The 10,116-nt window shown below is 54.8% G+C and carries 14 protein-coding genes; 9 read left to right on the top strand and 5 right to left on the bottom strand.

What is annotated here, in order from left to right; translation table 11 throughout:
• The first annotated feature begins 37 nt into the window (after positions 1-37).
• The 7 genes from AD948_RS04460 to AD948_RS04490 all read left to right on the top strand — a co-directional run bounded on the left by AD948_RS04460 (position 38) and on the right by AD948_RS04490 (position 5,372).
• On the top strand, positions 38-388 hold the full coding sequence (locus tag AD948_RS04460; protein WP_061470901.1) for a hypothetical protein: 351 nt from the start codon (positions 38-40) through the stop codon (positions 386-388).
• Entirely contained in the window at positions 385-864 is a 480-nt protein-coding gene (locus AD948_RS04465) for a hypothetical protein (protein ID WP_061470902.1), read from the top strand. Before AD948_RS04460 ends, AD948_RS04465 begins: the two co-directional genes overlap by 4 nt.
• A gap of 5 nt (positions 865-869) precedes the next feature.
• Positions 870-1,124, top strand: coding sequence for a hypothetical protein (locus tag AD948_RS04470; RefSeq protein WP_061470903.1), 255 nt, complete (start codon positions 870-872; stop codon positions 1,122-1,124).
• 102 nt (positions 1,125-1,226) lie between these two features.
• The gene (locus AD948_RS04475) at positions 1,227-1,784 is read left to right on the top strand and encodes a hypothetical protein (RefSeq protein ID WP_061470904.1); all 558 of its coding nucleotides are present in this window, start codon (positions 1,227-1,229) and stop codon (positions 1,782-1,784) included.
• A 93-nt stretch (positions 1,785-1,877) separates the two neighbouring features.
• A complete protein-coding gene (locus tag AD948_RS04480) occupies positions 1,878-2,261 on the top strand; it encodes a hypothetical protein (protein ID WP_061470905.1) in 384 nt (127 codons plus the stop codon).
• A complete protein-coding gene (locus tag AD948_RS04485; RefSeq protein ID WP_061470906.1) occupies positions 2,258-3,019 on the top strand; it encodes a hypothetical protein in 762 nt (253 codons plus the stop codon). Before AD948_RS04480 ends, AD948_RS04485 begins: the two co-directional genes overlap by 4 nt.
• Positions 3,020-4,388: 1,369 nt before the next feature.
• A complete protein-coding gene (locus AD948_RS04490) occupies positions 4,389-5,372 on the top strand; it encodes an MIP/aquaporin family protein (RefSeq protein WP_237933449.1) in 984 nt (327 codons plus the stop codon).
• A gap of 119 nt (positions 5,373-5,491) precedes the next feature.
• Here the strand turns inward: AD948_RS04490 and AD948_RS04495 are convergent, their stop codons facing one another.
• Positions 5,492-5,935, bottom strand: a complete 444-nt coding sequence (locus tag AD948_RS04495; protein ID WP_081473572.1) for an RcnB family protein — start codon at positions 5,933-5,935, stop codon at positions 5,492-5,494.
• A gap of 325 nt (positions 5,936-6,260) precedes the next feature.
• Positions 6,261-6,611, bottom strand: a complete 351-nt coding sequence (locus tag AD948_RS18065) for a hypothetical protein (protein ID WP_156478928.1) — start codon at positions 6,609-6,611, stop codon at positions 6,261-6,263.
• A 370-nt stretch (positions 6,612-6,981) separates the two neighbouring features.
• Here AD948_RS18065 and AD948_RS18840 point away from each other — a divergent pair, with 370 nt between their 5' ends.
• The gene (locus AD948_RS18840; RefSeq protein WP_006558832.1) at positions 6,982-7,110 is read left to right on the top strand and encodes a hypothetical protein; all 129 of its coding nucleotides are present in this window, start codon (positions 6,982-6,984) and stop codon (positions 7,108-7,110) included.
• A gap of 86 nt (positions 7,111-7,196) precedes the next feature.
• Here AD948_RS18840 and AD948_RS18070 read toward each other — a convergent pair whose 3' ends face one another.
• Both AD948_RS18070 and AD948_RS04510 read right to left on the bottom strand, forming a co-directional pair.
• Positions 7,197-7,448: a hypothetical protein gene (locus AD948_RS18070; RefSeq protein ID WP_140385768.1), complete on the bottom strand. Its 252-nt coding sequence runs from the start codon at positions 7,446-7,448 to the stop codon at positions 7,197-7,199.
• A gap of 113 nt (positions 7,449-7,561) precedes the next feature.
• The gene (locus AD948_RS04510; RefSeq protein ID WP_058987174.1) at positions 7,562-7,771 is read right to left on the bottom strand and encodes a hypothetical protein; all 210 of its coding nucleotides are present in this window, start codon (positions 7,769-7,771) and stop codon (positions 7,562-7,564) included.
• 125 nt (positions 7,772-7,896) lie between these two features.
• Between AD948_RS04510 and AD948_RS04515 the strand changes: the two genes are divergently transcribed.
• The gene (locus tag AD948_RS04515) at positions 7,897-8,358 is read left to right on the top strand and encodes a hypothetical protein (RefSeq protein WP_006558827.1); all 462 of its coding nucleotides are present in this window, start codon (positions 7,897-7,899) and stop codon (positions 8,356-8,358) included.
• Between the two features lie 55 nt (positions 8,359-8,413).
• Here the strand turns inward: AD948_RS04515 and AD948_RS04520 are convergent, their stop codons facing one another.
• Positions 8,414-9,784 (bottom strand): NAD-dependent succinate-semialdehyde dehydrogenase, encoded by a 1,371-nt coding sequence (locus tag AD948_RS04520; RefSeq protein ID WP_058989088.1) that lies wholly within the window; start codon positions 9,782-9,784, stop codon positions 8,414-8,416.
• Positions 9,785-10,116: the final 332 nt, after the last annotated feature.

Below are 10,116 nucleotides of genomic sequence, written 5' to 3' on the forward strand. Positions count from 1 at the left end.
ACAGGCGATTTTTTAATACCCAAAATCTGGAAAACACATGACAGAGACACGGGGCGGGGCAGAAGGCTCCGCGTCTGCCGATAACGCACGTCTGGATGATCACGAGCGGCGTATTACGGCTTTGGAGCAAGGGGTCGTATCAATTCAGTTAAAGCTGGTTGAGGTCCAAACCGAAGGACGCATGCGCGGGGAACGGCAGGACCGCGACACAGCAGAATTGAAGCGTATGACTGGAAAGGTCAAAGATTCCGTTGATGACCTTTTGGGCGGGATTTCTTTTCTCAAGGCTGCCTTCAAATGGTCATGGGGTGTCTTTGTCGGGATAGCTGCCTTTATTGCCATGTATGGAGACGCCCTCCTTATTTTCTGGAGGCATATGCACCAATGAATGGCGTAGACCTTTCTGATGTGCGGCGCGAATGGATAGAACCGGCGCTGAAATTCCTGCCGGACAGCTTGAATACTCCTGCACGGGCTCAGCTTGTTTTGGGTATTGGCAATAAAGAAACCCAATACCGATATGTTCGCCAGATTGGCGGAGGCCCAGCGCTTGGTTTCTGGCAGATGGAACCAGCCACCCACGATGACATGTGGCGCAATTTCATTCGATATCGGCCAGAATTGCAAAGCGCAGCGCTTCGGCTTCTTGCTGGGGCTAACCCTGATGCAAAATTGCTGACGACACGTATGGATTACGCAGCGCTGATGGCTGAGCTTCATGTCTATCGCGCGAAAGACGTGCTTCCTGCATACGGCGATGCCTTGGGGCAGGCCACGTTCTGGAAAGACAATTTCAACACACATCTGGGGAAGGGGACCGTTGCTGGCGCGCTCCCGTATTTCCAGCAGGCCGTAAAGGTTTAACCAGCATGGATCCTACAACCATCCTGACATCCGCGTTCAATTACGTTCTGCCCATGCTCCCGGCCCAATGGGCAGCAGCGGCAAGCGTGATTGGCTCATTCGTGGTCAGCTCCTGCGCGCTGGCCGCGTATTTCTGGCCCCGACCCAAAGACGGCAGCAAATGGCTGCCTGTTTATCAGATCGTTAATGGTCTGGGGCTTAACGGTAAGCATGCATCCAATGCGGACGACAAGGCGGCCAAAGCTAAGCCTCCCACGTGACTGCCCTATTCTGGACCAGACTCAATCCTCCTGATCCAGCCCCCTGATATCCTCCACGTTATCACGCCGCCCGCTGGGCGGCTTTTTTATTGGACAAACGCCATGGTTAAATCCCGCCGCTCTTTCCTCCGTACCGCTGGCCTACTGGCGTGTGGCACTGCTCTGGCTGCATGCACTGTCACCAAATCCGGGAACGTGACCAGTGTCACCCTGAATGTTGCCAAAATTGATGCCTACGCCAAGGCGGCGCAGAACTTTGCAAACACCATCCTGTCCGTCCCTCTGGTTACGTCTGCTCTCGGTAGCGGGCCGGTGGCGATCATCGACGGCTGCGTGGCCGGCACTGTGGCGGCCATTGATCAGTTTGATACCGCTGCCAATGGCGCGGCTACAGTCAGTTACGATAGCACCAGCGTGAAAACGGCGGTGAATAGCGTGATTGCCGATCTTCAAACGGTGCTGACCTATGCCAAGCAAGGCATCGCAGGCATTGAGAGCACCGCCTCGACTGCAGACACGATCAGCAAAGTGAACACAGCCATTTCTGCCGCCGAGACAATCCTGTCCCTTCTGACTGCGCTGATCGTGTCCGTAGGCGTGGCCCGTGCCGCTCCAACACCAATGAGCGAGGCGGCTGCGCTGTCTGTGTTGGGCGCATGACGGAGTTTTCGATAGGGCTGGTTTTCGGATCGCTTGGCGGCCTGTTTAGCGGGTGCGGCCTAGCGTTCCTCCTGCACAAACTGGGGCGGCGCAATGATCCGTTCGGTTAGCCTGCTGGCTGTCATTGCCCTATCCGCCTGTTCGACTGTCCCGACGCGGGCCCAGCATGATCTGATCGGCACATCCCGGTCAGATCTAATTGCCTGCGCTGGCGTTCCCGACAACCGCGAGTTGTTGCCAGACGGGGAGGTGCTGGAGTGGCGGCAGGATGCCCAGGTGCAGGGGCCGCTCACGATTAAAACCCCGCTGTCGTTTGAACTGGACGTTGGCGGACGCGGGACGTGCCACCTAGTCGCACGGTTGCGACAGGGGCGCGTGGCCCAGATCGAATATACCGGGCCGAGTGCGACTCTCACCGGCCCCTATGCTGCATGCCGCCCTCTGGTGCTGGCATGCGAGAGGCGTACCCACAAATGACGAATCGTAAACTCGGCTGCAAGCCTGCCGAGACACGCCCATTGCAACCGCACCTGTCAGGCCTACGCATGATGGACCGCAAGGCACCGGCGCGTCTGGTGCGGGATCACATCGATCCGGCCCCGCTTATGCTGGGGAATGACCAGATCGGGGACTGCACGTCTGTTGGTCTGGCAAACCATCTGCGGGCCACTGCGGCGCTTGGTGGGTATCAGATTGATGTGGCGACCGGGGATGCTGTGCGGTTTTATGCCGAGAGCACCGGTTATGACCCACGCAACCCCGATACAGACCAGGGTGGCGTTGAGGTTGATGTGCTCGGAATCGCTGGACGGGATGGCTATCATCTGGACAGCGGCGCATTTTACCCGCTCTGGGGCAGTATTGACCCGCAAGACCGCAACGCTCTGGCGCTGGTCGTAGCTGGGATGGGGGCTGCATATCTTGGGGTGCAGCTTGCTCAGGCTGATCAAGCGCCGGGAGTGTGGGATATTGACCGGGCAGGGGACAATACGCCCGGATCATGGGGCGGCCATTGCCTTTTATTGTGGGATTATGCTGGCCTAGCAGATGACGATCAGGTCACGCTGCTGACGTGGGGCAGTCGCCAGAAGGCCACATGGCGCTGGGTGCAGTCTCGTATCATGGAAGCGCACGGCCTGATCTGGCCGCAGATGGTTCTACCGTCTGGCCTCTACCCGACCGGTCCAGATATCGACCGGTTGCGGGCGGATAACGCGGCGTATTTGGCAGGGTAGGTGCCGCAATAACGGTGTGCTGCTGGTTGTCACGGCGGAATGATCATTGTGCCAACGGCGCTCAGTGGGAAGCGGAGAACCGTTGGCACTTTAAGTTTAAAGCACAGAATTGCGGTGGGAATTGGCCTCTCCGCTGTCTCTACCGATTAGACGACAGAGAAAGAGTGACGGGCTCCCACCGTCAGCCGTTGTCGGGTTCTACCCACGGCCCTCAACGACCGCAACGTCTGCGCCGTGTGCACACGACGACTTCCAGAGAGACCGATAGGCATTTATCACGCCCAGAGCGGTTCGGGTCCGGCGCCCGCCAGCTATCAAGGATTACTTGACGGCTGGAACCTGAAACTGGCTCCGGTCGGTGTATCCGCCACACCTGTTCAGGCTTTCGCCGCGCTTTTGCCGATCCTGCGGATCGAAGCGCCTACACACCTTTGCGCCTAGCACCGGATTATGTTGCTGCGGGCCGGGCTTGATACCGGCTTCTTTAGGCTGGCTTCGTCTTGGTGTTTATCCATAATGGATAACTGCACCCTTGCCATTCCCTGATCGCCTTGCGTGTCCATCCACGCCGCCGCAGCCCCGTGAGCATAGTACGGGTTGGGGTGGGGTACAAGGGGAAATTTAGGCCCGTAATGTTAGACAATTAAATTCTGAGGCCCGCAGTACACATAGACCTAAAAAATATGGTTAGACACCATATATCATTGATTTGATTGATATATTGCCTTCCTTTCGGGTCCGCCATCTCCTAAATGAATAGTATTGCAAGGTACCTCACTTCTTCTGAGGAAACTGCTGTTTTCGCCCATGGTGGTCGTGCTGTGTGCTCAATAAGTAGCGCACAAGGCAGCGGATTTTGGGGGTATGATGCCGGGTATGAAAGTGCAGGGCGGTGGTATGGTATGTTCATCGCGCCCAAGATATGTAAGGCAGATCTAATAAGAATATTTGCAAGAAGAAAGATGAAGGCGGAATTTATAGAGATCAATAAAAAATACAAAATTCAATTAAGAAAAATAATAATATAGGTATAAATGCTATTATATAAAAGTAGGATTTGTATGTAATTTTTATTTTGAAAATATAGAAATTAAGAAACACCATACGAATGGGAAATATAAAAAAATCACAACAAATAACAAAAATAAATAAAACTTATAGAGTAAAAATGAATCAATAAAAAGTTACGTTGAAATTAATAAATAAAATAACCACATTTTACATCAAGCATACCGCGCAGAGTGCAGATAGTCTTTCTGTGCGTATTATATAAATATTATTGGATTGCAAGATGTCACAAGACGACAAGAAGAAAGATTGGTCCCACCATCTGCCGCATCTTCATTTGCCGCACTTTCATCTTCCGCATATCCGATTACCCCATATTCACTGGCCGCATTTCCATATTCATTTTCATGATCGGCCACTGGCGGGTGAGCCGCATCCTGAACGGCCTTTTCACTGGCGTCTTTACCTGTGCGAGATGGTTGCAACGGCGGTGCTCATGGTGTTTGGTCTGGCGGGCGTTATTCTCCTCTCGGCCCCGCACTCATGGATAGGGGATCATCTGTCGTTGCATCCGGCCATTCAGGCTGCGTTGTGTGGCTTATGTTTTGGTCTGGCGGGCACCATGGCGGCCATGACGCCATTTGGCAAAGTGAGTGGCGCGCACCTCAACCCATCGGTCACGCTGGCTTTCATGCTGTCAAAGAAGATCGTGTGGATTGATGCGCTGGGCTACATCATTTCCCAGATTATCGGTGCTGTTCTGGGCACAGCGCTTGTTTATGGAGCAGGATATTTCCTGTCTTCATGGAAGGTGCATGCGCTGGCTGTCCATTACGGCGCGACTGTGCCCTATACGGGTATTTCCGTCTGGTTTGCTCTGGGCTCCGAGATATTGGTGACGGGGTTGCTGATCGCCACGTTGTACTGGCTGGCGGCTCATCCGCGTTTCAAATGGGTCACACCATGGATCGGGGGAATTTTCTTTTTCGTCATGAACCCGCTTACAGCATGGATTTCCGGCAATAGCGCCAATTTTGCTCGGTCATTTGGGCCTGATCTGTTTGCGGGCAACTGGAATGGTCTGTGGGTCTATCTGCTGGGGCCCTTTATCGGGTCTTCTTTGGCCGTTATTGCCATTCAGGCCGACATATTAGGCAAGATTCATCTTATGGAAGCACGTCTGGTCAATTTCGGGCACCATGGGCGTGTGCCTCACATGGATGACCCGCATTTTGTTCACGCTGCGCCAGAGCATTATGAAGAATACAAGGCGCATCTTCAGACAATCACGAAGCTGCAGGAACAGGGTGTGGCAGGTGAAGCGCGCAAGGAAATGGGAAACTGAAGGGAGAAGCAGTTTTACATCGTGCCGGATTAGAAGGGCCGCTTTGTTTCAGAGTAGGCACGCGGCGTAAAGCACAAAGGCTTCCCGATAAGAGGGAAGCCTTTGCTTCAGGCTGGAGTTTAGTAGGGAGCCATGGAAGAGCTGATGGCACCGCTGACAACACCTGCAATAATACCCGTGGTAATGCTGGTGAGCAGGAACTGATTGCCATACTGGAGCCAACGATACCCGGACGGCGGAGCCCACAGGCCGGGGCGACCCTGCCAGTTATTGACAATCCAGCGGTCATTCTGCGGGCCGTCATATCGTTGGCCGCGCTGCCACCGGCGGTTCATGTCATAATTATCAAAATTATTACCGCGGCCGCCACCGGGTCCGTTCGCCATGCGACCGTGTCCTCCGCCACGCTGGGGAGGTGGGGGTGGGGCCTGCATGCCGCGGCCGCCTTGCTGATGCGGGCCTTGTTGCTGGTTGCCTGGACCACCAAACTGCTGCGCCAGAGCAGGCGACCCGGCCATCAGGATGCCGCTTGTCACAAACGCTGCAATATACTGTATTTTCACCCGTTTTTCCTTTGCATAAGGGAGCATTCTACCGTGCAGGGTGGAGATGCATCGCAAGAAAGGATGGCCTTTTTTTACGGCTGTATTGTGGCGTGGCAGCAAGGCTGCGTGGGCAGCGCGCGGATCTGTGCCGCTACACTTTTTCTCGTGTCCTGATGAGCAGGGATTGCGTTCATGGCCCGGTTTACAGGGTGCGCAAATAGACGTCGCGTGTATCCGTCTTGATACAAAGCATATGTGAAAAAAAGATGACGCCAGAGGGGATATGAAAAAGACGGCTCCGAAAAGCCGCCCTCTTCATGTTTTCAGTCAGGCAGAAGGGAACTCAGTTCTGCTGGTTGCCGTCCTGCTGATTGTTGTCCCCGCGAGAGTGATGGCCGCCACCGCGGTGGCCGCGTTCACCACCTTCTCTGCGGTCGTTGTTGTTGCTGTTGCTGCTGTTTCCGTCTTCACGGTTGCCACCGCGCATGTGGTTCATGTTGCCACCACGGTTTTCAGAATTGCCGTTCATGCCCTGCATGCCGTTCATCTGGTCCCGGCCACCGTGGCGACCGCCTTCGTGGCCGTGTTCGCCAGATTCACCATTGCGGGACTGATAGGATGAGTCATCCTGAGCGTGTGCCATGACGGGCAGGGAAAGACCAAAAGCGGCAGCGAGGATAAGTGCTTTTTTCATATCGTAATATCCTTAATCCGCTGGCCGGTTTGTCTGCCAGCGTTCCGGCAGGACGGTATGGACCAATACAGGGAGAATAAAGGCCTGTAAGAAAATATCAGATATGCACAAAGCAGGTTTTCAGAAACGCAATATAAACCATGGTGCAATTAAGATGGCAGGTCATAAGGCTAGACATATTTATGTTACATAAACCAGGTTGATTTTTCCTCTTTCTGCCAGAGATTAAGGGCTGGGAGGCCACTATGGCTAAAGGCGCTTTATGCCATTTGCAGTCTGACGAGGTAAGATGCCGTGCTCGCAAAGGTGTGTACAGGCCTGCATGGATCAGATCTGTCTTCTGTGCGTTTAAAGAACGGGAGGTATCATTATGACGAAAACCGAAAAAGAGCCGAAACCATCACAGAAAGAGCGTGAGCTTGATGAGTCTCTGAAAGAAAGTTTTCCGGCCAGTGATCCACCATCGCAGGAAGATCCGGATAAAAAGGCAGGACGGTAATCATACCGCTTTGGCCTGAACGCTCCATAAAAGAAAAGCCTGCCGCCCTGTAGGGAACGGCAGGCTTTTTTTGTGGGGGTAACGGCTCAGTAACCGCCGCCGCCGCCCATACCGCCATACGGGCCGGACTGTCTGCCACCCTGCTGGTTGCCATAACCACCATATCCGCCATTCGGGCCGCCATTTCCGTATTGGCCGCCATTTCGGCCGCCGTCTCCACGTCCTCCGTGGCCGCCTGGTCCGCCCATTCTGTCACCTCCCGGTGGCGGGGGCATGCAGGCAGCCAGAGTGCAGGTTGCCAACAGGGCGGCAAGAGCGGTGAGGGTTTTGGGTTTCATAAACAACGTCTCCAGAAAACGTGAGGGAAGGGAGCATCCAGAAAGAAAACGAACAATTTATGGCAGAGGTTCTGCCAATAATGGCGGGGATGAAAAAAAGAAGAAGAACCGCGTCAATTATAAAGCCCAAGCGGGCCAGCCATCATCCACAATCCAATAATCAGCAAAACGCCCGCTACAATAACGGGCAGCACCACGGCCGCCAGAAAACTCCGGCCTGTCTGTTTGGGGGCGGGAATACCGGCCTGGCGGAAAATGGCGTCGGCCCGTGCATCGGCCTCGGCGTCTTCCGGGCTTTCTTCTGTCCAGTTTTCCTCGGCCATGGGTGAAATCCTTCTGCGGCGAATATGTGCGTCTTGTAGCTTGGCCTGTCAGCCGGAGCCCTGTTTTGGTCACAATGCTCCGGCACGTCGATCTGGTAGAAAAACGAATTTTTTCAGGCGTGTAAATGACCAGAACCCCGGCCGTGGCCCTTGCGTGTCTTTGTGTATCCCTGATGGGTTGCGCCTCTCACCACCATGATGACGCACAGAACGTTTGCCAGCAAGACCCCGTCACGGGTCGCTCCCGTCACGGGGTGCACGGCACATTCATGACCAGTGTAGGAAAAACATTGGGTGGCGCCATGCCCATGGCCCTGAATGCCGTGCCCGGCGTTGGCGGGATGGCGGGTGGCCTTGCCGGTATGGGAATGCAGCAGGCCATGGGGGGCTTTTCAGGCGGCCCCGGTTCCATGCCGCAGGATGATGGCTTTCATCAAAGCGGCTTTGATCACCGTAAGCCTCCGACTGAAGATGAGGAAGAGGCCGCGCAGAGCCAGAGAAAAATCAGGTCTGTTCCCTGCAAGCCGGAAGAAGATCATACGCCGGACTTGCGAGCGGATGACATCCGCATGGAAGAAGCCCATTAACAATGGGGCCCCGGCACGTGGAAACGTGCGGGGCAGATGCCGGTTTTTGAAAACCTTAGGGTAGACGGATCAGTTTGCGGTTGATGAATTCTTCAATGCCAAATTCCGAAAGTTCACGACCGTAACCGGAGTTCTTGATTCCACCAAAAGGCAGATCTGGGGCTGTGCCCGTAACGTCATTGATGAAAACCATGCCCGTATCAATCCGCTGAGCGAGCTGATAGCCGCGTTCCTCGTTGCTGGTGTGAATGGAGCCGCCTAGCCCATATGGAGAATCATTGGCCAGCGCCACGGCTTCCTCATCATTCTGCACGGGATAGACAATGGCGACCGGGCCAAAGATTTCTTCATAAAAAATGGGGTTGTCTTTTGTCACGTGGGTGAGAATTGCGGCCTTCATAAAGAAGCCTTCCTGATCAAGCGGCTTGCCGCCAGAAACCAGAGTTGCCCCGTTCGCCACGGCCTTTTCTACCTGAGAGACCGCGCGTTTCATGGCATCTTCGCTGCTCATCGGGCCGTGGGTCACGCCCTGCTCCAGCGGGTCTCCATACTGAAAAGCTTCTATGGTGGTTTTCAGCCGGGCCGTGAATTCCTCAGCCAGAGAGTGATGCACAATCATCCGCTTGGCGGCCGTGCAGACCTGACCATTATTCCCCATTCTTGCTACGGCGGCACGGGGCACAACAACGTCCAGATCGGCATCATCCAGCACAATAAAGGCGTCAGAACCACCCAGTTCCATTGTGCTTTTCTTGAGCGCACGTCCGGCCTGTGCTGCTACGGCGCTGCCTGCGCGTTCGCTCCCCGTCAGCGCAACGCCGCGCACTTCGGGGCGGCCAATCAGGGTTTCTGACTGATCATTGGTAATGAACAGGTTGGTGTAGGCGCCTTCGGGTGCTCCGGCATCCAGAAACAGGGCTTCAAAAGCGAGGGCGCACTGAGGCACGCCTGGCGCGTGTTTGACCATGACAACATTGCCCGCCATCAGATTGGGGGCGGCGACGCGTGCAAGCTGGTAATACGGAAAATTCCAGGGTTCTACACAATAAATCACCCCCAGAGGTTCGCTCAGAACCCGTGCTTTCCCCTGCGCTACGGGTAGATCGCGGGGGGCGAGGAATGTTTCGGCCTTGTCAGCATAGTAAGAAAGAATATCCGCCGAGAGCTCAATTTCCCAGATCGCTTCCGGTAGAACCTTGCCCATTTCTATGGAGATCAGGCGCGCATGTTTTTCCTTGTTGGCGCGCAGGGCATCTGCTGCCTTGTTCAGCAGGGTGCGGCGTTCTGCAATGGACCGGTAACGCCAGTCATTCTGCCAGAAACCGTGTGCACGTTCCAGCTTCTTGAGCATATCCTCCGTGGAGTGGAGGTCAAAAACCTTTTCGGTTTTTCCTGTGGCTGGATTGATTGTGCGGTAGGGACTCATGGATTTTATGTCCTTTGAGGAGAGAGGTTCAGGGTAGGGCTCCGGCATATCCATCTATATCAGTCTGTATATAGATGTGTAGGGTGAAGCTAGGTCAATCGGCCCCCAAGAGCGACCTTAACCCTGAGTGTCTCACGAACATGTGTGCAGAAAAAGGGGGCACATTTATCTGGCCCCTCTGCTCACGCGTGATTTTAGATGATGCAGGTTGGGCCGGGGTCTGGCCAACTGGCGGCTCATGCTGAGAGCACGGCATAAAAAAGGCTGCCGGGAAGGCAGCCTTTCTTGTGGTTTTACTGGTTGGTCGTCGGGGCAGGCGGCGGGTTGCCATC

Origin of the sequence: Acetobacter senegalensis, from assembly GCF_001580995.1 — a bacterium.
In the GTDB taxonomy this organism is placed as follows: domain Bacteria; phylum Pseudomonadota; class Alphaproteobacteria; order Acetobacterales; family Acetobacteraceae; genus Acetobacter; species Acetobacter senegalensis.

Bases quoted from the DNA above. Each gene is read 5' to 3' on its own strand.
- AD948_RS04465 (WP_061470902.1), top strand. From the start codon at position 385: ATGAATGGCGTAGACCTTTCTGATGTGCGGCGCGAATGGATAGAACCG.
- AD948_RS04520 (WP_058989088.1), bottom strand. From the start codon at position 9,784: ATGAGTCCCTACCGCACAATCAATCCAGCCACAGGAAAAACCGAAAAG.
- AD948_RS04475 (WP_061470904.1), top strand. From the start codon at position 1,227: ATGGTTAAATCCCGCCGCTCTTTCCTCCGTACCGCTGGCCTACTGGCG.
- AD948_RS18070 (WP_140385768.1), bottom strand. From the start codon at position 7,448: ATGAAACCCAAAACCCTCACCGCTCTTGCCGCCCTGTTGGCAACCTGC.
- AD948_RS04510 (WP_058987174.1), bottom strand. From the start codon at position 7,771: ATGGCCGAGGAAAACTGGACAGAAGAAAGCCCGGAAGACGCCGAGGCC.
- AD948_RS04460 (WP_061470901.1), top strand. From the start codon at position 38: ATGACAGAGACACGGGGCGGGGCAGAAGGCTCCGCGTCTGCCGATAAC.
- AD948_RS04515 (WP_006558827.1), top strand. From the start codon at position 7,897: ATGACCAGAACCCCGGCCGTGGCCCTTGCGTGTCTTTGTGTATCCCTG.
- AD948_RS04480 (WP_061470905.1), top strand. From the start codon at position 1,878: ATGATCCGTTCGGTTAGCCTGCTGGCTGTCATTGCCCTATCCGCCTGT.
- AD948_RS18065 (WP_156478928.1), bottom strand. From the start codon at position 6,611: ATGAAAAAAGCACTTATCCTCGCTGCCGCTTTTGGTCTTTCCCTGCCC.
- AD948_RS18840 (WP_006558832.1), top strand. From the start codon at position 6,982: ATGACGAAAACCGAAAAAGAGCCGAAACCATCACAGAAAGAGCGTGAG.
- AD948_RS04485 (WP_061470906.1), top strand. From the start codon at position 2,258: ATGACGAATCGTAAACTCGGCTGCAAGCCTGCCGAGACACGCCCATTG.
- AD948_RS04470 (WP_061470903.1), top strand. From the start codon at position 870: ATGGATCCTACAACCATCCTGACATCCGCGTTCAATTACGTTCTGCCC.